Annotated in this window: 17 protein-coding genes; 11 read left to right on the top strand and 6 right to left on the bottom strand. The window is 64.1% G+C overall.

What is annotated here, in order from left to right:
* Positions 1-44 precede the first annotated feature (44 nt).
* The 4 genes from L2Y97_RS11885 to L2Y97_RS11870 all read left to right on the top strand — a co-directional run bounded on the left by L2Y97_RS11885 (position 45) and on the right by L2Y97_RS11870 (position 6,165).
* A complete protein-coding gene (locus tag L2Y97_RS11885; RefSeq protein WP_247426619.1) occupies positions 45-3,488 on the top strand; it encodes a response regulator in 3,444 nt (1,147 codons plus the stop codon).
* A 6-nt stretch (positions 3,489-3,494) separates the two neighbouring features.
* On the top strand, positions 3,495-4,265 hold the full coding sequence (locus tag L2Y97_RS11880) for a YkgJ family cysteine cluster protein (RefSeq protein WP_247426617.1): 771 nt from the start codon (positions 3,495-3,497) through the stop codon (positions 4,263-4,265).
* A gap of 69 nt (positions 4,266-4,334) precedes the next feature.
* Positions 4,335-5,372, top strand: coding sequence for a Dyp-type peroxidase (locus tag L2Y97_RS11875; protein WP_283248260.1), 1,038 nt, complete (start codon positions 4,335-4,337; stop codon positions 5,370-5,372).
* Positions 5,365-6,165, top strand: a complete 801-nt coding sequence (locus L2Y97_RS11870; RefSeq protein WP_247426616.1) for a family 1 encapsulin nanocompartment shell protein — start codon at positions 5,365-5,367, stop codon at positions 6,163-6,165. The genes L2Y97_RS11875 and L2Y97_RS11870 overlap by 8 nt, the downstream gene beginning before the upstream one ends.
* Positions 6,166-6,174: 9 nt before the next feature.
* On the opposite strand, the gene L2Y97_RS11865 is transcribed toward L2Y97_RS11870, so the two are convergent.
* Entirely contained in the window at positions 6,175-7,167 is a 993-nt protein-coding gene (locus L2Y97_RS11865; RefSeq protein ID WP_247426614.1) for a GlxA family transcriptional regulator, read from the bottom strand.
* A 109-nt stretch (positions 7,168-7,276) separates the two neighbouring features.
* Between L2Y97_RS11865 and L2Y97_RS11860 the strand changes: the two genes are divergently transcribed.
* From L2Y97_RS11860 to L2Y97_RS11840, 5 genes are all read left to right on the top strand, one after another.
* On the top strand, positions 7,277-7,579 hold the full coding sequence (locus L2Y97_RS11860) for an SDR family NAD(P)-dependent oxidoreductase (RefSeq protein ID WP_247426610.1): 303 nt from the start codon (positions 7,277-7,279) through the stop codon (positions 7,577-7,579).
* Positions 7,580-7,593: 14 nt separating this feature from the next.
* On the top strand, positions 7,594-8,601 hold the full coding sequence (locus L2Y97_RS11855; protein WP_247426608.1) for a zinc-binding alcohol dehydrogenase family protein: 1,008 nt from the start codon (positions 7,594-7,596) through the stop codon (positions 8,599-8,601).
* A 39-nt stretch (positions 8,602-8,640) separates the two neighbouring features.
* Positions 8,641-9,393, top strand: a complete 753-nt coding sequence (locus L2Y97_RS11850; protein ID WP_247426605.1) for a helix-turn-helix domain-containing protein — start codon at positions 8,641-8,643, stop codon at positions 9,391-9,393.
* Between the two features lie 95 nt (positions 9,394-9,488).
* Positions 9,489-10,208 carry a hypothetical protein gene (locus L2Y97_RS11845; RefSeq protein WP_247426602.1) on the top strand — a complete coding sequence of 240 codons (720 nt, stop codon included), beginning with the start codon at positions 9,489-9,491 and terminating at the stop codon, positions 10,206-10,208.
* Between the two features lie 8 nt (positions 10,209-10,216).
* The gene (locus tag L2Y97_RS11840; RefSeq protein ID WP_247426600.1) at positions 10,217-11,068 is read left to right on the top strand and encodes an alpha/beta fold hydrolase; all 852 of its coding nucleotides are present in this window, start codon (positions 10,217-10,219) and stop codon (positions 11,066-11,068) included.
* Positions 11,069-11,136: 68 nt separating this feature from the next.
* Here the strand turns inward: L2Y97_RS11840 and L2Y97_RS11835 are convergent, their stop codons facing one another.
* From L2Y97_RS11835 to L2Y97_RS11825, 3 genes are all read right to left on the bottom strand, one after another.
* Positions 11,137-14,241 carry an efflux RND transporter permease subunit gene (locus L2Y97_RS11835; RefSeq protein ID WP_247426597.1) on the bottom strand — a complete coding sequence of 1,035 codons (3,105 nt, stop codon included), beginning with the start codon at positions 14,239-14,241 and terminating at the stop codon, positions 11,137-11,139.
* Positions 14,238-15,341 carry an efflux RND transporter periplasmic adaptor subunit gene (locus L2Y97_RS11830; protein ID WP_247426594.1) on the bottom strand — a complete coding sequence of 368 codons (1,104 nt, stop codon included), beginning with the start codon at positions 15,339-15,341 and terminating at the stop codon, positions 14,238-14,240. The genes L2Y97_RS11835 and L2Y97_RS11830 overlap by 4 nt, the downstream gene beginning before the upstream one ends.
* Positions 15,342-15,422: 81 nt before the next feature.
* A complete protein-coding gene (locus tag L2Y97_RS11825) occupies positions 15,423-16,034 on the bottom strand; it encodes a TetR/AcrR family transcriptional regulator (protein WP_247426592.1) in 612 nt (203 codons plus the stop codon).
* A gap of 142 nt (positions 16,035-16,176) precedes the next feature.
* Here L2Y97_RS11825 and L2Y97_RS11820 point away from each other — a divergent pair, with 142 nt between their 5' ends.
* The gene (locus L2Y97_RS11820) at positions 16,177-17,715 is read left to right on the top strand and encodes a DHA2 family efflux MFS transporter permease subunit (protein WP_247426589.1); all 1,539 of its coding nucleotides are present in this window, start codon (positions 16,177-16,179) and stop codon (positions 17,713-17,715) included.
* On the opposite strand, the gene L2Y97_RS11815 is transcribed toward L2Y97_RS11820, so the two are convergent.
* Complete coding sequence (locus L2Y97_RS11815) at positions 17,712-18,377, bottom strand: DUF3800 domain-containing protein (protein ID WP_247426587.1); 666 nt, start codon at positions 18,375-18,377, stop codon at positions 17,712-17,714. The genes L2Y97_RS11820 and L2Y97_RS11815 overlap by 4 nt on opposite strands.
* A 366-nt stretch (positions 18,378-18,743) precedes the next feature.
* Here L2Y97_RS11815 and L2Y97_RS11810 point away from each other — a divergent pair, with 366 nt between their 5' ends.
* Positions 18,744-19,514, top strand: coding sequence for an energy transducer TonB (locus L2Y97_RS11810; protein ID WP_247426585.1), 771 nt, complete (start codon positions 18,744-18,746; stop codon positions 19,512-19,514).
* Positions 19,515-19,721: 207 nt separating this feature from the next.
* On the opposite strand, the gene L2Y97_RS11805 is transcribed toward L2Y97_RS11810, so the two are convergent.
* On the bottom strand, positions 19,722-22,724 hold the full coding sequence (locus tag L2Y97_RS11805) for a TonB-dependent receptor (protein ID WP_425492759.1): 3,003 nt from the start codon (positions 22,722-22,724) through the stop codon (positions 19,722-19,724).
* Positions 22,725-22,779: the final 55 nt, after the last annotated feature.

The following is a 22,779-nucleotide window of genomic DNA, read 5'->3' as shown; positions in this document are numbered from 1 at the left end:
GCCGCGTGGTAGATTGAGGAGTTGCCCTCACTGCCCGAGTCTCCATGACGCTCCAGCCGACGTCCCGACGTACCTCCATGCGCGCCGGGGCCGATGCCCGGATGCTCCTGGCCCTCTTGCTCGTGATCGTGTTCTTCGTGTGCAGCGGGCTGGTGGCCGGGGCAAACATACGGACCATCCGCAACGACAACGCGCAGGTCATCCGTTCGCAAGAAACCGTGACCGGGCTGGGTGAGATCCTTTCCAGCATCCAGGATGCCGAGACCGGCCAGCGTGGTTACCTGCTCACCGGCAGCGATGGCTACCTGGAGCCTTACAGGGCCGCCCTGGCCATGATGCCCACGCGGCTGGAGGCTATCCGCGTGGCGCTGGATGGTGATGCCGGCCAGCAGGCCCGGTTGCGGGAGCTGGGCGTACGAATCAACGACAAGCTCACCGAGTTGCGGGAAACCATCGAGCTGCGGCGTGATCGTGGCCTGGATGCCGCGCTCCCCGTGGTGAACTCCGATCGGGGCAAGGCGGCCATGGACGATGTGCGTGCGCGGCTCACCGCCATGCGCGCTGTCGAGTATGACCTTCGCGCGAAGCGCCTGGCAGAGATGGAAGGCGCTTACAGCACGGCGATCACCAGCGGCGCGGCGAGTGCATTCCTTGGAGTGGCCCTCACCATCTTCGTGGCGGTGCTGATCCGCCGTAACTCGCGAGCCCGCGAGCGCGATGCCTGGTTGCAGCGCGGGCAGCTGGAGCTGGCCACTGTCATGGCGGGTGACAAGGATGCGGGTGAGCTTGGCGGCGCCATCCTCTCGTTCCTGGCTGGCTTCCTCGGGGCTGAGGCGGGCGCGCTGTTCACCGCGAACAACGGCCGCTTCGTACGGGCGGGCGCGGTGGGCCTTGCCCCCGATAGTCAGGCCGATGCCGTGCGGCCCGCGGGCAGCCTGCTCAGTCGTGCGGTGGACGAGAACCGGGTCATCGTCGTCAACGACGTGCCCGATGGCTATTTCACGGTCGGTTCCGGTCTGGGCCAGGCCAAGCCCCGCCACCTGGTGGTCGCGCCGGGCGTTTCCGATGGCATGGCGCAGGGTGTGCTGGAGCTCGGCTTTTTCCATGCCGTGGATGCCGATGCGGTCACGTTGCTTGAGCAGGCCTCACCGGCCATCGCGATCGCGCTGCGCTCGGCAGCGTACCGCGCCGAGCTGACCCGCCTGCTCGAGGAAACACGCCGCCAGTCCGAGGCGCTGCAGGCGCAGCAGGAGGAGCTGCGCGTTTCCAACGAAGAGCTGGAAGAACAAAGTCGCGCCCTGCGCGAATCCCAGCACGAACTGGAAGAGCAGCAGGCCGAGCTTGAGCAGACCAACGCGCACCTTTCCGGCCAATCGGAACAGCTCGAACAACAGCGTGATGCCTTGCGCGCCGCCAACCAGGCTACGGAGCTCAAGGCGCGCGAAGTGGAGCGTGCCAGCAAGTACAAATCCGAGTTCCTGGCCAACATGTCGCATGAGCTGCGTACGCCGCTCAACTCCGCGTTGATTCTTTCCAAGCTGCTGGCCGATAACACGGCGGGCAACCTCAGCGAAGAGCAGGTGAAGTTCGCCCGCACCATCCACACCTCGGGTACCGACCTGCTCAGCCTGATCAACGATATTCTTGATCTGTCGAAGATCGAGGCGGGCCACGTGGACGTGCGCAGCGAACCGGTGAATACCGAGTCGCTGCTCAATGACCTGTCGGCGCTGCTCTCGCCCATCGCCATGGAAAAAGGCCTGGCCTTCCATGTCGTCGCCGAACCGGGCACGCCCCCCATTGTGGAAACGGATCGCCAGCGCCTGGAGCAGGTGCTCAAGAACCTGCTATCCAATGCGTTGAAATTCACCGAGGCCGGCGGGGTCACGCTGGGCGTGCGGGCAGAGCGTGGTGGACGCGTGGCCTTTACCGTGGGCGACACGGGCATCGGCATCGATCCTGAGCAGCAGGCCCGCATCTTCGAGGCGTTCCAGCAAGCGGATGGTTCCATCAGCCGCCGTTACGGTGGCACCGGGCTGGGCCTTTCCATCTCGCTCGAACTGGCCCGCCGCCTGGGCGGTGATATCACGGTGCAGAGCGAGCCGGGCAAGGGCAGCACGTTTACCCTCACGATCGCCACGAAGCTGGAAGGATCTCGCGGCGCTTCGCCTGCGCCTGCGCCGGCACCGGCACCGGCACCGGCGGTGACACCCGTCGCGGTACGCGCGGCGCCGGCATCTGCGCTGCAGCCGACCCCGTCGACGGCGCCCGTGCCGCTCACGGGCGCGGAGAAGGGCCGCCTCATCCTCGTCATCGAAGATGATCACACCTTTGCCGAGATAGTCAGTGGCCTTGCCACCGACATGGGCTTCCGCGCCATCGTGGCACGTACCGCGAACGATGCGCTCGCCATGGCGCGGGAGTATTTACCGCACGCGATCATCCTGGATATCGGGCTGCCCGATCAGTCCGGTCTGTACGTGCTCGATATCCTGAAGCACGACGTCCGCACCCGGCATATTCCTATCCACGTGGTGTCGGCGTCGGATCACTCGCGGACCGCGCTCTCGCTCGGCGCCATGGGCTACCTGACGAAACCGGTCACGCGCGATGCCCTGACCCATGCGCTGGATTCGCTCGAGGCTCGCCTTTCACAGCGACCGCGCCGCGTACTCGTGGTGGAAGACGATGCGGTGCAACTGGATGCGATCCGTCATCTGCTCGCCACGGCTGATGTGGAAACCGTCGGCGCACGGACCGCGGCGGAGTGCATCGCCGCGCTGCAGGCGCAGGCCTTCGATTGCATGGTGCTGGACCTGTCGCTACCGGATACCTCCGGTTTTGAATTGCTTGAGACACTGAGCTCGAAGGAAGGCCATGCCTTCCCGCCGGTCATCGTCTACACCGGGCGCGTGCTCTCGCCGATGGAGGAAGAGCGCCTGCGCCGTTATTCGAGCTCGATCATCATCAAGGGGGCCAAATCGCCCGAGCGCTTGCTCGATGAAGTCTCGCTGTTCCTGCACCAGGTGGTCAGCGAGCTCCCTGAGCCGCAGCAGGGCATGATCCGGAAGGCGTTGCATCGTGATGCCGTGCTCGAGGGGCGGCGCATCCTGCTGGTGGAAGATGATGTCCGCAACGTGTTCGCACTGATGAATGTGCTGGAGCCACACGGCTGCCTGGTCACCATCGCGCGTAACGGCCAGGAGGCCCTCGACATGCTCGAGAGCTCGAGCCAGCCGGGGCAGGGTGCGTACGAACTGGTGCTCATGGACATCATGATGCCGGTGATGGATGGCCTGACTGCCATGCAGCGAATCCGTCAGGAGCGGCGCTGGGACAAACTGCCGATCATCGCCTTGACGGCCAAGGCCATGCCGGATGACCAGCAGCAGGCCATGCAGGCGGGTGCCAGCGATTACGTGGCCAAGCCGCTCGACGTGGATAAGCTCTTGTCGCTGATCCGCGTCTGGTTGACTGACAAGGGCTGACGAACGATGTCGTTGCGTTTCGCTTGCACCATGTGTGGCCGCTGCTGCCATAGCTTGCGGCTCCCGCTCAGCGTGGCCGAGGCGCAAGCCTGGCTTGAGGATGGCGGTGAGGTGGAAGTGTTCTGCGAGGCCATCCCCTGGCCCGAGGAGCCGGCGCCGGATAACGGCCCCGCGTGGCACAAACGCAAGCGCTCGTTCGCAGCCGTGAGTGGCCACCTGCCCGTGCGGGTGATCGTGACGCTGGTAGCGGCGTTCGACGGCGCGTGCCCGAACCTGCGCGCTGACATGGGGTGCGGCATCTATGAACGCCGCCCCACGGCCTGCCGTGTCTACCCCGCCGAAGTCAATCCGTTCGTCGCGCTTGAGCCCGCCCAAAAACTCTGCCCACCCGAGGCGTGGACATCGGGCGGGCTGTTCCAGGATGACCAGGGCCACTGGACCGATCCTGGGGTTGCCGATGCGATACAACGCCGGCGTGGGGACGATTACGCGGAGGCCGAAGCACGAGGCGTGTTGTGTGAACGGCTGGGCATTCACGAGGCCGGCTTGTCGAACGAAGGCGTGATCGTATACGCCCCATCAAGGGAAAGCCTGCGTGAGGCGCTAAAAGACGCGACGGAAACGTACAAGACACCGGCGGGTCATGTTGACTGGCTCCTCGTGTCGCATCGTTTGCGTACGATGTGGCTGCTGGAATCGGCAGGTGCCCGCGCCACGCAAGCGGCGGATCTGGCCGGCGCAGACCGGCGTTTTGTGAGCTTCCTGCAAGGCGAATAGCCGCAGAGCACTTGCCACGGCCGGAGTCGTGACGGATCCTTTCCGCTCATGAGATGAAGGAGCAGGTTCGTGGCAAATGGTGTTCCGCAACCCGTGGTAGCGACGCTGTCGCGTTCGGCCATGTTCCTGGTGCTGACGGTGAACCCGGGTACCGCGTCGGTCGAGTCCGTTCGCGCGCTCTGCGGCGATCTGGCGAGCCTGCTGCGCGCCGTGGGCTTCCGCGACCTGGAGGGACAGCTTTCGTGTGTCATGGCGTTTGGCTCCACGGTGTGGGATCGCCTGTTCGCCGGTCCGCGCCCGGCCGATCTGCACCCATTCGCCGAGATCAACGGCGTGCATCGCGCACCCAGCACGCCAGGCGACATCCTCCTGCACATCCGCGCCCGGCGCATGGATCTTTGCTTCGAGCTCGCCACGCAGATCCTTGCGCGCCTGGATGGGGCCGTTGTGGTGGTCGACGAAGTGCATGGCTTCAAGTACTTCGATGATCGTGACCTCATTGGCTTCGTGGACGGCACCGAAAACCCCACGGGTATCGAGGCGGTGGAGGCTGCCGTGGTCGCCGATGAAGATCCGGATTTTACCGGTGGCAGCTACGTCATCGTGCAGAAGTACCTGCATGACCTGAAGCGCTGGAACGAGGTACCGATCGAGGCGCAGGAGAAGATTATCGGGCGGCACAAGCTTTCCGATATCGAGCTCGATGATGCCGCCAAGCCGTCGTACGCGCACAACGTCCTCACCAGCATCGAGGAGGATGGTCAGGAGCTGGACATCGTCCGCGACAACATGCCCTTCGGTGATGTGGGCAAGGGCGAGTTCGGCACTTACTTCATCGGGTATGCGCGCTCGCCAGCGCGAACCGAGAAAATGTTGAACAACATGTTCGTGGGCAACCCGCCTGGCAACTACGATCGCCTGCTCGATTTCAGCGTAGCCGTGACCGGCTGCCTGTTCTTTGTGCCGGCCGCCAGTTTCCTGGCCGCCATTCCCGATGCGCCCGGTGCCACCGGCGCACGCCCCGTTTCCGAACCCGCTGCCGACACGCGCGCCGCCGATGGCTCGCTCGGCATCGGCTCGCTCAAGATGGAGAACAACCATGGGTAACCTGTTCCGCGAACTCGCCCCCGTCAGTGGCGGCGCCTGGAAGCAGATTGAAGACGAAGCGACTCGCACGCTGAAGGAACACATGGCGGCACGGCGTCTCGTCGACGTCGTCGGTCCCCGTGGCTACGACTACGGCGGCGTTCCCACCGGCCATGTGCGTGAGATTGCCGCGCCGGGCGATGGCATCCGGTCATTGCAGCGCCAGGTCGCTTCGCTGGTGGAGCTCCGCGTACCGTTCGTGCTTTCGCGCGAGGAGCTCGATGGCGTTGCCCGGGGTTCGAACGACCCTGACCTGCAGCCGCTCAAGGATGCCGCACGCAAGCTGGCGTTTGCCGAGGACCGCGCCGTGTTCGATGGTTATGCGGCCGCCGGCATCACCGGTATCCGCGAGGCCTCGGATAACAAGAAGGTGGCGCTGCCAGCGGATGTCGCCGCCTACCCGCGTGCCATCGCCAAGGCACTCAGTGAACTGCGCCTGGCCGGCGTCAATGGTCCCTACCGCCTGGCGCTGGGCGCCAAGGCGTATGCCGCCATGAACGGCGCCACCGATGAGGGCTATCCGGTGTATCGCGAGCTGCACGGCATGCTCAATGGCGGCATCGTATGGGCACCGGCTATCGAAGGCGGCGTGCTGCTTTCGGCCCGCGGCGGTGATTACGAGCTGCACCTGGGCCAGGATGTGTCGATCGGCTACGACTCGCACGATGCGACATCGGTGCAACTCTACCTGCAGGAAACCTTTACGTTCCTTGCGCTGACGGCAGAGGCTTCGGTGGACCTCGCTGCGGGCTGACCGGGGTCTTCAGGACGCGAGCTCGATCTCGATCGGGCTTTCGTCCGTGTCCCTATCGCCCGGCATGCGCGCGCCCCGCCGTAGCGACAGGGGCGTTACGCCATACCCGCGCACAAATGCCTCGCGCAGGTGCTTTCGATCGCGAAATCCTGTCTCCCGGGCTATCACTTCGAGCGAATGACGCCCGCGTTCAATCAGGTTTCGTGCTTGTTCAATACGCAGGCGCTCTATGGCTTTGGCCGGTGAATGGCCGGTTTCAGCCTGGAATACGCGGCTGAACTGCCGTGGGCTGAGATGCGCCGCTTCAGCCAGATCATCCACTGATAGTGCCTTCGCGAGGTTCTTGCGGGCGTATTCCAGCGCGGTCTGGATACGATCCGATTTCGGGGCCATCTTCAGTAGCTCCGAGTGCTGGGACTGGCCACCGGCCCGCCGGTGGTGCATGACCAGCACGTGCGCCACCGAACTGGCCAGTTCGGGGCCCAGATCCTTGTCGACCATGCCAAGCGCGAGGTCCATGGCAGCGGTAAGGCCTGCCGAGGTCCAGATCGGCCCATCGATGATGAAGATCCGGTCGGCTTCGACCTGTGCGCCACCGCAGCGCTTGCGCAGCTCATCGGCGTAGGCCCAATGCGTCGTGACACGGCGGCCCTCGAGCAGGCCGGCTTCGGCCAGGACAAACGTGCCCGTGCATAGCCCGACCGTGCGCCGCGCGCGTTTTGCCGCATGGCTGATGAAGGCTAGCTCGCCGGGCGGTGACGGATGGGCCAATGGATTCACGATACCGCTGACCATCCAAGTATCGGCATCGATATCGTGTGTCGCTTTTTCCGTTGTCACCGAGACGCCTATGGACGAGCGTACTTCGCCACCCGCCAGCGAGTAGTTGGTGATGTCATACACCTTCTCACGCGCCACGATATTGGCCATCTCGAACACGGTCTGCGTGCCGATGGCCATGACCTGGAAGCCGTGGGTAAGGAAATAAGCCATTCGATGCATTGCGGTGTCCTGGTGCCGTGTCCGAAATCCTAGCCAACTATGTCATTGGCGCCTGCCTGCCGGGCCTGCAGGATGGGTGCCTCAACGCACCGCTCGGGAAGACGCCAGGATGCCTTCGCCTTTTCGCACCGCGGTGATCACGAGCGCGGCATCCGGGCTTGGCATGGCTTGCGCGGAACATCTGGCGCGAGAGGGGTATGGGCTGATCCTGGTCGATACCGAACGCAACGTCTTGAACACTTTAGCCGAGGCGCTGACCACACGTACACGTTGCGCCGTGGAAGTGGTGGCGGCCGACGTGGGCTGTCCCTGGTCGCTCCCTGCGCTGGCCGAGCACCTGCGCCTGGATGCGAGCATCGCCGTCGTGGTGTGCATTACACATTTTCCAGAACGGGTTCTGGACGATTACTGAGGAGATTTTACCCCATGAAAGCCATTGTCTATGACCGGGCGGGCCTTCCTGCCGAGGATCCGGCCTCCCTGTTCGAAGCCGAGCTTCCTACCCCAAAGCCGGGTCGCCACGATCTCCTGGTGCGGATCAGCGCGATCGCCGTGAATCCCGTGGATGCGAAGCTCCGGGCGGCGGTCCCTCCGGCCGCTCCGCGTATCCTGGGCTGGGACGCCGTGGGCGTCGTTGAACAGGTTGGCGAGGCGGTGACGTCGTTCCGCGCGGGTGATGTCGTTTGGTTCGCGGGCGACATCACGCGCCCAGGTAGCTACGCCGAATACACGCTGGTGGACGAGCGTATCGCGAGCCTGGCGCCTTCCTCGCTCTCCCACGCGGAGGCCGCCGCGCTGCCGCTCACGGCGATTACCGCGTGGGAAATCCTGTTCGACCGGCTGCGGGTTGCCGAAGGTGGCGGGGCAGGGCAGAGCGTGCTCGTGATCGGCGCGGGCGGCGGTGTGGGCTCCATCCTGGTCCAACTGGCGGCGAAGCTCACCGGGCTTACCGTCATCGGTACGGCGTCGCGGCAGGAAACCAAGGAGTGGGTGCGCGGCCTGGGCGCGCACCACGTGATCGATCATTCGCAGCCCCTCCAGCCGCAGTTGAATGCCGCCGGCATCACCTTGGTCGACCACGTCATCAGCCTGACGCACACCGATGCGTACTACGCGCAGATCGTCGAATTGCTGAAGCCGCAAGGCCAGTTCGCGCTGATCGATGATCCCGCGACGCTGGATGCCATGCCGTTGAAGCGGAAATCAATCTCGCTGCATTGGGAGTTCATGTTTACCCGCTCCATGTACCGCACGCCGGACATGGATGCCCAGAAGGCGCTGCTGGCCCGCGTTGCGGCCCTGATCGACCAGGGAGTGATCAAGACCACCGTGGGCGAGCACCTGGGGGTGATCAATGCTGCCAACCTGCGGCGGGCGCATGCATTGGTCGAGAGCCACAAGGCGCGAGGCAAACTCGTGCTCGAGGGCTTCTGAGGTCGCGCCGGCCCAGCGAAGGCGATGGGAGTGTCTGGTTTGAGCGATGTAGAGGGCATGCCCTACGGCTTCATCATTGATCGTCGCGACGCGCTGGCGAGTTACCGTACCGGTGGCTCGCTGGCGGCGATGGTCACGACGCTGCAACGAAAGGAGGGGCTCGTAAGGGTTCCGGTAGCCGACGAGGAGACAGGGCGCAGACCTTTTCTTGTTGCGTTTCGCGAACATCACCAGGCGGTCGAGGAGCTCGGCTTCGTGATTGGCCCGGCAAGCGATGCCCAGGCGCAAGATCCAGCGCTGATCGTGCCCGCTATCGCGACGGCGCTATGCCTGCTGCTGATGAAGCTGGCGGAGAAGCCCTTGTTTGCCCAGTCACTCTTCGCAGAAGTGGCACTGGCGCTGCGTTCGGCGTACGGCGTCACATCCGGAGGCGTTCTCGTCCGGCGCCCGGCGGGTGGGCTCTACCCATGGCAGAGTGACAGGGCCGTGGCGTTCATGGATGCCAGCCTGTCGTCCCCATTCACCACCGCCGATGTGGCGCGCGCGTGCAACATGTCCGCCAATCATTTTGCGCGGGCGTTCCGTGTGACCCATGGCATACCACCGCGGCAATGGCTGTTGCGTCGGCGCGTGGCGCGGGCGAAGGAAATGCTGGCCGACGCGCGGACCACGCTGACCGATGTGGCTCTTTCATGCGGATTCGCTGAGCAAAGCCATTTTACGCGCGTGTTCACGCGTATCGAAGGCATGCCGCCGGGTGCATGGCGGCGTAGCGGAAGGGCGGCGCCGTAGCGCGACGGTGTCCGAAATGAGGGCGGAAATTGTCGTTCCGCTTGTGCTGGTAGCGGGCACCATGACGGCTTCGGTTTCTTTCTGGAGCGCCATCCGTGATTCCTCTACTTGACCTCGCCATCCGCGCTGCAGGCGGCATGGACCGCTTTAACAGCTTCCGCACGCTCACCGCGCGCCTGCACCACACCGGCGTGCTTTGGACGCTGAAGCAACGCGACGGTGTCCTCACCGATGCCAAGGTCACCGTTGCCTTGCACGAAGAGCGCGTTTCCCATGGACCGTTCTTGCCGTCGCCCAACCACTCGGTGTTCACCCCTGGGCGCGTGGAGCTTCGTGGGCCGGATGATCGCCTGGTTGAAGCGCTGGACGAGCCTCGCCGTTCGTTCGAAGGCTTCGCCCTGGAGACGCCCTGGACAAACCCCCAGCTGGCCTACTTCGCGGGCTACACCATGTGGACGTACCTCACGTCGCCGTTCGTGCTTGCGCGGCCCGGTGTGCTGGTTGAAGAGCTCGAACCCTGGACGGTCGATGGCCTGGTCTGGCGCCGCCTGCGCGCGGTCTTCCCGGACGACATCGCCACACACAGCCGTGTCCAGACCTATTACTTCGATGCGGATGGTTTGTTGCGCCGTCACGATTATGAGGTCGACATCCAGGGCAAGAACGCGGCCGCGAGGTACCTGCATGATTACGTCAATGTGCAGGGCATCCTGCTGCCGTCACGCCTGCGCATCCACCCGCGCACGGCGGAGAATCTCGCGGCGCCGGAGCCGCTGATCGTCGGTGTAGATCTTTCCGACTTCGCGTTCACCTGAGGCGCATCATGACCAACCCGAACACGGCCATGGCCGAAACCCGCTTCATCGAAACGGCCGGCATTCGCTATGCCTATCGGCGGCTTGGCGTCCCCGGAGGCACCCCGTTGCTGTGCCTGCAGCACTTCACCGGGACGCTCGATAACTGGGATCCGGCGATCATCGATGCGCTGGCGGAAGATCGCGAGGTTCTGCTGTTTGAGAACGCCGGCGTGGGCCAATCCGGCGGTGATGTTCCCGGGTCCATCGCCGGTATGGCGAAGCACGCGATCCAGTTCCTGGATGCGCTTGGTGTGGCCAAGGTGCATATCCTCGGTTACTCGCTGGGCGGCTTCCTTGCCCAGGACATCGCATTGGCGCGGCCTGCGCTGGTTGAGAGGATGGTGATAACGGGCAGTGCGCCACAGGGCGGCGCGGGTGCCGGCATGGACCGGCCCGAACTTGTGGCGATCTACACGGATGCCACCATGGCCCCGGCTGACAAGCTGCGACACCTGTTCTTCCCTGACACGGCCGCCGGTGCGGCAGCCGCGGCGGCGTTCGTGGGACGGCTAGCGACGCGCCGTGCCCCGGCCGATCTCCCGGCGGGCCCGCATGTCGCGCCGACCCAGCTTCAAGCCATGATCGATTGGGCCAACTGGCGCGGCGACGTCGCCGGCAAGCTGGCGACCATCACACAGCCCGTGCTCGTTACGAACGGCAGTAACGACACCATGATTCCCACCGAGAACTCATTCACCCTGGCGAAGTACCTGCCGAACGCCACATTGATCATCTACCCGAATGCGGGGCACGGCGCCTTGTTCCAGTACGCCGAGGGCTACGTGGCGCACGTGCGCACGTTTCTTCACGGCGCGTAAACCGCGGAGGGCCCCGCGGCGAGAAACCAGGCGGCGCCTCGTGGCGCCGCCGTTCTTACGGCCGTGACCTATTCCTCCGTGGGCGAGTGGCTCAACGCAGGCACGGCACCCGGATCGATATCCTTATCCGGCTTGATCCGATACCAGATCGCATAGAGCGCTGGCAGGAACAGCAGCGTCAGCACGGTGCCACCGATGGTGCCGCCGATCAGGGTGAAGGCCAGTGAGCCCCAGAACACCGAGAACGTCAGCGGGATGAAGGCAAGCACGGCGGCCAGGGCGGTGAGGATCACGGGGCGCGAGCGCTGCACGGTGGCCTCCACCACGGCGTGGTACGTATCCAGGCCCTGACGTTGGTTGGTATGGATCTGGCCGATCAGGATGAGCGTGTTGCGCATGATGATGCCGGCCAGGCCGATCAAACCAAGGATGGCATTGAACCCAAACGGCTGGTGGAACAGCAGCAGGGTGGGGACCACGCCGACGAGCGCCAGCGGAGCCGTAGCGAGGATCATGAGCATGCCCGAGATGGAGCGCACTTCGAACACGATCACGATCATCATCAGCAGGAGCATCAACGGGAACACCGCGGCGAGCGCCTTGTTGGCCTTGCCCGCTTCTTCGAGGGCGCCGGCTGTCTCGATGGCGTAGCCAGCGGGCAGGGTATCCATCAGCGGTTTCAGCTGGCCAATCAGCTGCATGGAAATATCCGGTGGCTGGAAGCGTTCGTCGATATCGCCACGCACCGTGATGGTGGCCATGCGATCGCGCCGACGCAGGATCGGATCTTCCATCCGTGTTTCCGCGTGGCCCAGTTGATCCAGCGGGACACGCTGCCCCGCGCTACCTACCAGTGAGAAGGCTCCCAGGCGAGCGGGATCAAGGCGGGTGGGGCCCGCGCTGCGTGCCACCACATCCACCGAGCGGATATCTTCGCGGACACTGGTGACAGGGATGCCCGTCAGCAAGAACTGCAGCTGCGTGGACGCGTCGTGCGTGCTCAGGCCGATCGCCTGCAGGCGGTCCTGGTCGAGCACGAAATGCACGGTCGGGACGCGCTCATCCCAGTCCGTGTTCACCGTGCGCAGGGCAGCATTCTTCTGCATCGTGTCGCGTACCTGCCCGGCAAGGGTGCGCACCTTGTCCTCATCCGGGCCGGACACGCGGAACGCAACCGGGTAGGGTGACGGCGGCCCGAAAACGATCTGCGTGGCTCGCACGCGCGCTTCCGGCGCGAGCCCATCCTGCACGGCCTGGCGCACGCGCAGCTTCAACGCTTCGCGGGCCTTTTCGTCGGGGGTGAGGACCACGATCTTCGCGAACGAAGGATCCGGGAGCTCCGGTGCCATGGCCAGGAAGAAGCGTGGCGCGCCCTGGCCGATATACGTGGTGACGATCTTCGCTTCGGGTTGCTTGCGCAACCAGGTCTCCACCTTGGTCGTCGCCTTCGCGGTGGCATCGATCGAGGTGCCCTCGGGCATCTGCACTTCCACCAGCACTTCGGGGCGATCGGAAATGGGGAAGAACTGCTGACGAACAAAACCCATGCCGAACACGGCCACGACGAACAGCGCGACGACGCCCAGCGCCACGGGAACCTTGCGCCTTACCACGAATGCGATGAGCCGGCGGAATGCCCGGTAGCGCGGTGTGCCGTAGATGGCCGCATGGCCGCCTTCCACCGCCGGGATCTTCGGCAGGAGCTTCACGCCAAGGTACGGGGTGAAGATGACCGCGACGAGCCACGAGGTAAGCAGCGAGAACATCACCACCCAGAAAATGTTCCCCGCGTACTCGCCGGCGGTGGATTGCGCAAAGCCCACGGGCATCAGGCCAATGGCCGTGACCAGCGTGCCGGCAAGCATGGGTGCCGCGGTGTGGCCCCAGGAGTAGGTGGCAGCGGCGATGCGGTCCTTGCCTTCCTCCATTTTCACGACGATCGTTTCGATGACGATGATCGCATCATCCACGAGGAGCCCGAGTGACAGGATGAGCGCGCCCAGGGTGATGCGGTCGAAATCGCGCCCGGTCACCAGCATGATGATGAACACGCCAGCGAGGGTGAGCGGCACGGCGGCTGCCACGACAATGCCCACGCGGAAGCCCAGGCTGATCAGGCTCACGGCGATCACGACCGCGAGGGCCACGAAGAACTTCAACATGAACTCGTCGTAGGCCTCGGCGATGTTCACGGCCTGGTCGGTGACCTTGGTGAACGTGAGGCCGAGCGGCAGGTTCGAGGAGATGGTGGCGGCTTCCTTTTCGAGCGCCTTGCCCAGTTCCAAGCCGTTGTAGCGTTCCCGCATCACCACGCCCAATACCAGGGTGGGCTCACCATCGTTGCGGACCAGGAACGTGGCGGGGTCTTCATAGCCGCGACGCACCGTGGCGATATCGGCCAGGCGCAGCGTCTTGCCGTTGGCCACGACAGGGGTTTGTTCGATCGTCTTGAGGTCGTCGAAGGCGCCATCCAGCCGTATCAGTACTTGCGGACCGGCCGTGTCGATCGAACCGGCGGCGGTGAGCACGTTCTGCTTGTTCAGTGCATCGAAGATCGCCGTTGGTGCAATACCTAGCGTCGCGAGGCGTTCGTGCGAGAACTCCACGAAGATCTTCTCCGGGCGTTCACCGATGATGTTGACCTTCTTCACGCCGGGCACGTGGAGCAGCTGCTGGCGGAGGGTTTCCGCTTCGCGTACCAGCAGGCGCTGGGGTTCGCCACGCGCCTTCAGTGCATAGAGTGCGAACGTGACGTCGGCGTACTCATCGTTGATCAAGGGGCCCACCACGCCCGGCGGAAGCTTCGCGGCTTCGTCACCGAGCTTCTTGCGTGCCTGGTAGAACTCCTCCTGCACATCCGCCGGGGGCGTGTCATCGCGCAGGGTCAGTGTCGTCCAGGCGACACCGGGGCGAGTAAAGGTCTCGCTACGGTCGTACCACTTCAGTTCCTGCAGGCGCTTTTCCAGGGGCTCGGCCACCTGGTCCTGCATTTCCTGTGCGGTGGCGCCGGGCCACGCGGTTACGATGGTCATGACCTTGACGGTGAATGCGGGATCTTCCGCACGGCCCAGGTGCACGAACGCAAAGAGCCCCGCCATCGACACCGCGATGATGAGGAACAGCGTAACCGCCCGCTCGCGCACTGCGAGGGCGGATAGATTGAAGCCGCTCATGGCTGCGTGCCTGCAGCAAGGCTCGTACGTACCGACTCGCCTTCATGCAGCTGGTGGGCCCCGAGGGCGACGAACTGCTCGCCAGGCTTCAGGCCGCTCGTGATAGCGACCGTCTCGTCCCCGACGGTACCCAGCGTGACCGGTCGCCATGTCACCGTTGGCGACTTGCCCTGGATGACCCATACGCCGGGACCTTTGCCACCATCGAAAATGGCGGCCACCGGAATGGAAGCGGTCGCGGTAGCCGCGTTAGGCAGGTGGATCACGACCGTCGCGCCCAGCGGTGCCTGCGCCGCCGTGCCGCCGAGTACATAGCGGGCTTCGAACGTGCGGGTGAGGGGATCGGCGGCGTCGGAAAGCAGGCGCAGGCGCGCGTCGACGCTGGTGCCTTCGGTTCCGTAGAGCGTGGCACGTGCCACGGAACCGATCGCCGGGCGCATGGTTTCCGGCAGATCGACGCGCGCTTCGCGCGGGCCTGCGTGGGCCAGGCGGGCGACCACCTGGCCGGCAGTAACCACCTGACCCGGTTCGCCGAGCGTTTCGACCACCGTGCCATCGGCGTCGGCGAGCAAGACCGAGTAGCCCGCTTCGTTCGCGGTAACGGCGGCCTGCGCCTGCGCCGCGCGCAAACGTGCCGCCGCGGCATCGGCGGCCGCCTTGGCCTGGTCATAGGCCGAGGCGGACACGGCGCCGCGGGCGACCAGGCCGTGAAAGCGTTTCTCGTCCGCCGCCGTCTGGATGGCCTGGGCGCGGGCGGCCTCGAGCTCGCCGATCGAGGCTGTGTCGGCGAGGGCGAGGTCGGTGCGGTCGATCCGCATGAGCGGTTGACCCTTCGTCACCGTCTGGCCGGCATCGACGAGCCGTTCGACGATCTTGCCGGGCACGCGGAAGCCAAGGTTGCTCTGGACGCGTGCTGAAACGATGCCCGAGAAGCTGGCCTCGTTCGCGTGGCTGGCTTCAAGCGTGGCGGTGCGGACCAGTGGCGCGGCGAGGCGGGGATCGGCTTCGCTACGGGAGCAGGCGCTCAGGGCAACGGCGAGCGCCGCGCTGCCAAGCACCAGCAGGGGGAGGGAGGAACGGTAGGCGGTGCGGGCGTGCATGGTGGTTTTCCGAAGCGGGAAAACCACATCGTGGTGTCGAGTGACCAAAACGTCAACGGGTCACTAGAACTTTTTTACACCTTAGGGGGCGAGGCTGCGCAGGATAAGTCCGGTCACGGCCGGCAAGCCCTCTTCGACCAGATCCAGGTTGTGCTGCAACAGGACCGGATCGGCCAATGGCAGGGCGGCCAGCCAGATGCCCTGACAGACTTCGTCGAGCGGCGTCTTCTTCTCGAAGTCACCGGAAGCGCGTCCTTCGCGGATAATGTCTTTAAGTAAATCATTGAGTTGGGCGATGTGCTTGACCGAGCTCGCCCAGTTTTCCGCCCGCGAGTGCGCCACGATGTCGTAGAGCTGCCGTTCGGCGAAAAACTGCGCCAGGCACTGCTCCACAGCGGTCCGCAGCATGGCGCGTACCTTTTCGGTCGGGCCCGGGGCGGCCTCCACGGCTGCAACGATCGCGGCATATTGGCCAGCTAGGGTTTTGGTGCAGATAGCCTCGCCAATCGCCTGTTTTGAATCGAAAAATTTGTAGAGATACGCTTTGGAAAAGCCAATGGCGCGGGCCAGGTCGGCCATAGTGGTCTTGGCGTACCCGTAGCGGCTGAAGTGCGCATCAGCGGCCTCCACGATCTGGTCGCGGATGCTGGGGGCCGACGCGTCGGTGGCGGGGACAGGGGCAGTCTGGTTCATGACCCACCTATACATGAGGTCGTTGAGGGAGGCAACTTGTGACCAATTTGTATATTGGTTATCAGGTGGGCCTGTTCAACCTTGCCCGTCGCATGTCCCGTGCGTGCAAGGCGGCGGCCCCACTTGGCACTAAGCTGCGCCGATGACGAACACCACGCCAGCGGAGCGCCCGGGCACGTCGGCCTCGTGCTCCGAGAGCGCGCGCCGCTGGACCCTTGTCGCCGCGATCATCGGTTCGGGTATGGCCTTCGTCGACGGGACGATCGTCAACGTGGCACTCCCCGCGATCCAGCAAGCCATGAACGCGACGACGGCCGATGCGCAATGGGTCATGGAATCGTACGCGTTGCTGCTTTCCGCGCTGCTGTTGGTGGGCGGTGTTTTGGGCGACCGGTTCGGGCGACGGCGCATGTTCGCTACCGGTGCGGTGGTGTTCACCCTTGCATCGGTGGCGTGCGCCGCTGCGCCGGGCATCACGGCGTTGATCATCGCGCGCGGTGCCCAGGGCCTGGGTGCCGCGTTGCTTGTGCCTGGCAGCCTTTCGCTGATCACCTCGGCCTATCCGAAGGAGCGGCGTGGCCGTGCGATAGGAACGTGGTCGGCCTTCAGCGGTGTCACCGCGGCACTGGGGCCTGTGCTGGGTGGCTTCCTCGTTGAGCATTTCTCCTGGCACTGGGCGTTCCTCATCAACCTACCCCTTGGCGTCGCGCTGGTGGCGATCTGCCGGTGGCGGGTGCCGGAAAGCCGTGGCGCCGATGCGGGGCGTATCGATGTACGGGGTGCGTTGCTGGCGACGGTCGGCCTGGCGGGCGTTGTCTATGCGCTGATCGAGGCGCCTTTGCTTGGCTGGCTGGCCCTGCCGGTGGGTATGGCGGCGGCCGTGGGTATCCTCGCGCTCGTCGCGTTCGCACTGGCCGAGCGTCGCGCTGCCTCACCCATGTTGCCCCTGGCGCACTTCCGTGACCGGAACTTTGCCGGCGCCAACCTGCTGACCTTCCTGCTCTATGCATCGCTGGGTGGCAGCATGTTCTTCGTGCCGCTGAACCTGATTCAGGTGCAGGGGTATGGCGCAACGGGTGCGGGCGCGTCACTGCTTCCGTTTATCGTGATCATGTTCGCGCTGTCGCGTGTCGCGGGGCGCCTTGTGGATGTCGTGGGCGCGCGGCTGCCTTTGATCGTCGGGCCCACGGTAGCAGCGGTGGGCTTTGCCCTGTACGCGCTGCCAGGCGTCGGCGGTTCGTACTGGATTACCTTCTTCCCCGCATCGGCCGTGCTGGGCCTCGGTATGAGCATCACCATCGCACCGCTCACGACCACGGTCATGAATGCGCTGGACCCCTCGTTGGCAGGGACGGCCTCAGGCGTGAACAATGCCGTGTCGCGCGTGGCCGGGTTGATCGCCATTGCCGTGTTCGGGGTGGTGCTCACCCATGGATTCGACGTGGCGTTACGCGACAGTCTCGCGACCATGCATCTGCCCCGGGAGTCCGTTGACGCCATCATGGCGCAGCGAGCGAAGCTTGCCGGCATGGAACTGCCGCCTGGAGCCGAAGCGGCGCGGCGCCTGGTCGATCAAGCCTTCGTCGCGGGCTTCCGCCAGGTCATGATCCTGTCCGCTATTCTGGCGGTGTTATCGGCCCTAACTGCCGCGCTGATGATTCGCGACAAGCCAGTGCGCTAGGTGCGCTCACGCCCGTCAAAGTAAAGATGGATGACCCGTACATCGAGCCCTAGCGTGTCCGTATATTGAGGTCGTTTATGCTCAAAGTTGGCGTTGACAGCGCCTGCCATGAAGTCGGCGAACTGTAGCCCGCGGCACTGCCTGCTATCGGTCCGCGATGTTCTCAGCTCATTGCTTACACGTGCCTCGAACCACAGGTTCGTTTGCAAGTAGTCGTGCAGGGAATTGCCACTTTCAACTTTCACTGAACGGTTGTCTGGAATGAAGTGAACAACGTCATGCGAGCTCATTTCGTCCAGAAGCAAGAGCTTCAACATGAAGTTGTAGAGCTTCTCCGGGTCACGATGAACATACCTCGGAACGCCAGGCTTGTACGCGACAATGGCGTGGTAGGTGATATCGGGGTGTCGGCGCATGAGCTGCGCGGCCTGTCTTGAGAAATGGATGCGCGACGCTTCACTTGCGTCTGTCCATTTCTTCTCGCGCTTGGTGTTCCATCGGCTTGCTTTGTAGAGATCGCGCACGACCCGATCCAGCAGATGGCATTTATCGTCGGGGACGCATGCCGCGAATATCGTCAGGAAGCGGCTCGAGCCATACTTTCCGTACGGCGGTTCAAAGTTCCAGCCAAGGTCTCCACTTTCGTCCATGTAGATGTGCAACGCGAACCTCCTGCTCGCGAGAAAAAAGGCCCCCGATGTGGAGGCCTTTCGATGGAGGACAGACCCTGGGGCCGACGCGCTTACAGCGCGCTTACGACGCCTTCGTAGGTATCGCGGTTGACCCAGGCTTTACCTGTCGGAGCGGAGTATGGCTGTGCAGATGAATTTTGGTCAATCTGTGTGCGCGGCGCCCGGTTTGCAGGTGTTCATCTAACCGTAGGAAATCTAAGAATATTCGTATGCATACATCGCCCTGATCGGGCAGCGCATACGCCTTCTGCGCTAGGCCGATGGATTCGGAGCTATCGAGCGGTTTGTCGCTAGAATGCTGACGTGGAAGGGGCTTCCGACAGCGCAGGAGGGGCGATGCGACGGTTGAGTGTTGTATGCGTGGCATGCGTCGCCATGACGGTTGCCGCGGCTGTCGTGAAGGCATCCGACCTGACCATCGAGACCGTCCTGGCGCAGGCGTCAGCGATCAACGGCACCCCGGCTGGTAAGCAGTACAACGCCATGCTCTATGCCGGCACGGGCATGGATAACACCAAGGCGAGCATCCTCCTTTGCGCCTCGCTGTATCCGCAGGAGGATATGGAGGGGATGGTGGTAAGCGGCGTCGTGTTTCCGGGTGGCATCATGCGCCACGCGCGGGTGTTGCCGGATACGCCCTTCACGCAGTGCTTCATGCGCCGCTTCGTGAACCAGCAGTTCCCGCCGCTGCCGGTGACCATGGAGGCGTTCCCGCTAGCCTTGGTGATCGATCTCTCCACCGGCCACGCCAGCGATCCCTTCACCTCATTCACAAAGAAAAGCAGCCGGGACGCCGTGACGAAGGCGAGTGCGCCGCTGTATGCGCCGCGGCCTGTCTATCCGAAAGGGGCGATGACGGACCGGGTCACCGGTAACGCCATGGTGCTTATCGTGTTCGGCAACCTGGGTACGCCTGTCGATGTGCGCGTAGAGAAAAGTAGCGGTGATGCGCGGCTGGATGCCGCTGCGCTGTACGCGGCGCGGCACTGGGTGTTCCGGCCAACGCTTGGCCGTCAGTTGAGTGTTCGTGTACCCATCAGCTTTGACCTGCGGCACTCCTGCGCGGACGGGTGCGCGAAAGCGTGGGAGCCGGTCGACGATCAATGAGGCCTCCCGTCCCGGCGTGGCGGCAGGAGCGCCTTGCTGATGCGCGCGGCGACGGATCCACGTCTCGCGGGCTTCAGCGGGGAGGGCCAGCACGGCGGAAAATGCGAACCGGGCGGCACGACGCTGCATGCGGTATCTCCGCCAGGTTGCCTACACGTATAGGCAACCTGGCGTCTGACGACAGGTCTAGTCAATGTGGCCTTTCGCTCAGAAGTCGTAACTCACTCCGAAACGGACATAGCGGGGCAGCTGGCGCACCTGCGCTTGTCCGTACTGGGGATCCGCCACGCCTGGGTCGGTCTGCGAATACGGGTACACGTTAAGCGGCCGCTGCTCGTTGGCCACGTTGAACACGCTGGCGGTGAAGGCCAGCTTTCCGTCGGCGAACGTCGGTCGATAGGTGGTGCCGATATCGAGCTGGCGGATCCACGGCAGGCGGCCCTGCGACCCCGGCGGGGACGGCTTGCCATCGCAGTAGTGGTACGAGCCACCGTATTTGCCCGGGTCGGTGAAATCGGGCCCGTAATAGCCCAGGCAGATCCTCGGTGCGCCCGAGACAAGGCTGAGGTTCGCGGACACCAGCCACTCCGGGGTGAGCTGGTAGTAGCCGTAGAGCTTGAGCTGGTGGCGGTGATCGTTGTTGGTGACCCCGTTGGTGTTCTCCATGATGTAGCTGTTGTCCCAGTCCTCGCTGGTCGACGCGGCCGTCTGCTGAAGATCCGAGCGCAGCTGACCTTCGGTATTGCCGTAGCTACGCGAGAACACGTAATCCAGCTTGGCATACCAGGTGCCATCGAACGGGTGCTCAAGAAAGCCCTCGAGCGCGTAGTAGCGCCGCTTCAAGCCCTGGAAGCCAAGTTCCTCGTTGCTCAAGGGCACGTTCACCGCGTTGCCGTTGGTGTCGATCAGGTTGAACGTGTTCGCGCGGCCCGGGTTGAACAGATAGCAGCTGTTGGTCGCCGTCACGTTGTACCCAAGCTCCGCCGCCTTGGCCGTAATCCGGTCGACATCGCAATAGTCGTCGATGGCGCTGCGCAGGATGCGCTGCGTGGCTTTCGCACCATAAACCCAGTTGGCGCCGGCGGTCTTCTGGAAACCCAGGATGAATTCGTCCTGGTACTCGGATTTCAGGTTCTTCGCTGTGACCGTGCGCGGGTCGGGGAGGATCCCGTAGTAATTGTTCGACGAGACGGGTGCCGAGAATGCCGTGAGGTTGGTGGGCAGGCCTTGCGAATCGATGCCGCCATAGGTGAAGTACTGTGAGGTACTGAGCGACGCGCCCGCGGCGTTCAGGCCCGGGTTGAGCGGAAGGCCAAGGTAGTAACGTCCCGCGTTGCCGAACACCTTGAAGCTGGCGTCGCCGTTCACATCCCAGCTGAAGCCGAGCCGCGGTGCCCACTGCGGGCGGTGCTGGGAGACGTAGGACTCGCCGTCGCGGTTGAAGTTCTCGAACTGGTCATTGCGCAGGCCGAGCGAAAGCAGCCAGCGGTCGCTGACCTGCCACTTGTCCTCCACGTACTGCGCACGTTGCGTGGCGCGCACGCTTGCGAGCGAGCTGACGACGTGGCGCACCACGTAATAGCCCTGCTGTCCGTTCGGGAAGCCGCCCGGGGCGGGGACGCCAAGGCCCGTGGAAATGGGGATGTTGGGATCGGCCTGGCCGTACGTCCAGTAGTAACCATCACCGGAGGCCGTGGAGCCCTGGTCGATGGCGCGCGTCACCTGGTTATCGATACCCGCGCTTAGCGTGTGGTCGCCCAGGGTGTATGTGATATCCACGCGGGTGTTGTTACTGCGTGTGCTGCGCCCAGGGTTGATCACGGTCTGCACGGTCTGGTTATTGCCGACCGGCGTTCCACCGTTGAGGGCGGGATTCTGGTTGATCAGCCCATCGACGTACGTCAGCGAGCTGTCATAGGCGCCGGGCTGGTCATACTGGTCCAGCTTCATCTTGCCGTACAGGGCGGAGATGGTGAGGTTATCGGTGATGTAGCCGGTGTATTTCGCAGTCCACAGATCGCCGCCGGTCTTGATATTGTCGGCGCTGCCTATGCGCTCGCCGCGTTGCAGGTTGTTGTAGTCGTAATCGTAGATGGTGCCCTGGGTTTCGCGTTTGCTGGATGCGCCGGTGACCTCGAGGATATTGTTGTCGGTGATGTTCCAATCGACCTTGCCATACCAGCGCGGGGAGTCGTAGCGGTAGTGATTGTCGGGGCTCACGTTATCCACGGCGTTGTGCGTATCCGCCTGCTCGCGCTCGAACTCCCCGGCGAGAAAGAAGAACAGCTTGTCCTTGATCAGTGGTCCGCCGACGTAGCTGCTTACGGTAGTCACCCAGTCGCGGTTCTGCCGGTTGGGCTTGTACAGCGAGCCGGCGACCGGTGAGGCGGGCAGGCCGTTGGTGTAGTACGTGTTGACGCTATCGGCACGGGCGAAGTCCGGTTCCCACAGGATCTGTGCCCCGTAATGCCACTCGTTGGTGCCACGCTTGCCCACCTGGTTGATCACGCCGCCATCGGAGCGTCCGTACTGGGCGCTGTAGCCACCCGTATAGACCTCCTGCTGGTCAATGGCGCCGTAAGGCAGTGAGATGCCACCGAGGCCACGCTGCGGGTCGGTGACGTTATAGCCGTTGATGTAATAAGCGTTCTCGCTGGCCGCCGAGCCGCCGAAGCTGTTGAGCCGGGCGCCCGTCGGCCCTGTATAGCCACCGCCATTGGACACGACGCCGGGCGCCAGGCGGGCGATTTCGTCCGCGTTTCGCGCCAGCGGAAGCCTTGCAAGCTGGTCCGCGGTGATCACGCTACGTGAGTCCACGGCCGCCACATCAATGGATGGCAACGCATTATCCGTTACCGTGACTGATTCGAGGTTTTGTGTCGGTTGCGCGTTGAACGACACATCCACGGAAGCACCTACGCGAAGCGTCACGCCGCTGCGCTTTTGCACGTCCGTACCGCCTTTCCTGAGCGTGACCGTGTAGGTGCCAAGCGGAAGCTGGCCAGCGGCATAGCGGCCTTTTTCGTCGACGGTCACCTCGCGGCTAAGGCCGGAATCACCCTGGATGAGGACGGATTCACCCCCTTCGATCGGGGCCTGGCCCGTAATGGAGCCGGTGGTGGATTGGGCGTGTGCGTGGGCGGCGCCGAGGATAGCGGCCACCGCGAGGAACAGGCGGCTGCGGGCGGAAAGAGTGGCGATCTGCTTCAAAAGAGCTTCCCCTTGGATATCCGGAGTGAGGCGCAAAGGCGGGCATCGGCGATGT

It is taken from the genome of Luteibacter aegosomatissinici (genome assembly GCF_023078495.1).
Classification (GTDB): Bacteria; Pseudomonadota; Gammaproteobacteria; order Xanthomonadales; family Rhodanobacteraceae; genus Luteibacter; species Luteibacter aegosomatissinici.
Note: the sequence above shows the minus strand (reverse complement) of the source record. Positions and strands in the feature narration are given on the sequence as shown.

Bases quoted from the DNA above. Each gene is read 5' to 3' on its own strand.
- L2Y97_RS11840 (WP_247426600.1), top strand. From the start codon at position 10,217: ATGACCAACCCGAACACGGCCATGGCCGAAACCCGCTTCATCGAAACG.
- L2Y97_RS11865 (WP_247426614.1), bottom strand. From the start codon at position 7,167: ATGCATCGAATGGCTTATTTCCTTACCCACGGCTTCCAGGTCATGGCC.
- L2Y97_RS11835 (WP_247426597.1), bottom strand. From the start codon at position 14,241: ATGAGCGGCTTCAATCTATCCGCCCTCGCAGTGCGCGAGCGGGCGGTT.
- L2Y97_RS11870 (WP_247426616.1), top strand. From the start codon at position 5,365: ATGGGTAACCTGTTCCGCGAACTCGCCCCCGTCAGTGGCGGCGCCTGG.
- L2Y97_RS11820 (WP_247426589.1), top strand. From the start codon at position 16,177: ATGACGAACACCACGCCAGCGGAGCGCCCGGGCACGTCGGCCTCGTGC.
- L2Y97_RS11860 (WP_247426610.1), top strand. From the start codon at position 7,277: ATGCCTTCGCCTTTTCGCACCGCGGTGATCACGAGCGCGGCATCCGGG.
- L2Y97_RS11810 (WP_247426585.1), top strand. From the start codon at position 18,744: ATGCGACGGTTGAGTGTTGTATGCGTGGCATGCGTCGCCATGACGGTT.
- L2Y97_RS11880 (WP_247426617.1), top strand. From the start codon at position 3,495: ATGTCGTTGCGTTTCGCTTGCACCATGTGTGGCCGCTGCTGCCATAGC.
- L2Y97_RS11830 (WP_247426594.1), bottom strand. From the start codon at position 15,341: ATGCACGCCCGCACCGCCTACCGTTCCTCCCTCCCCCTGCTGGTGCTT.
- L2Y97_RS11885 (WP_247426619.1), top strand. From the start codon at position 45: ATGACGCTCCAGCCGACGTCCCGACGTACCTCCATGCGCGCCGGGGCC.
- L2Y97_RS11825 (WP_247426592.1), bottom strand. From the start codon at position 16,034: ATGAACCAGACTGCCCCTGTCCCCGCCACCGACGCGTCGGCCCCCAGC.
- L2Y97_RS11855 (WP_247426608.1), top strand. From the start codon at position 7,594: ATGAAAGCCATTGTCTATGACCGGGCGGGCCTTCCTGCCGAGGATCCG.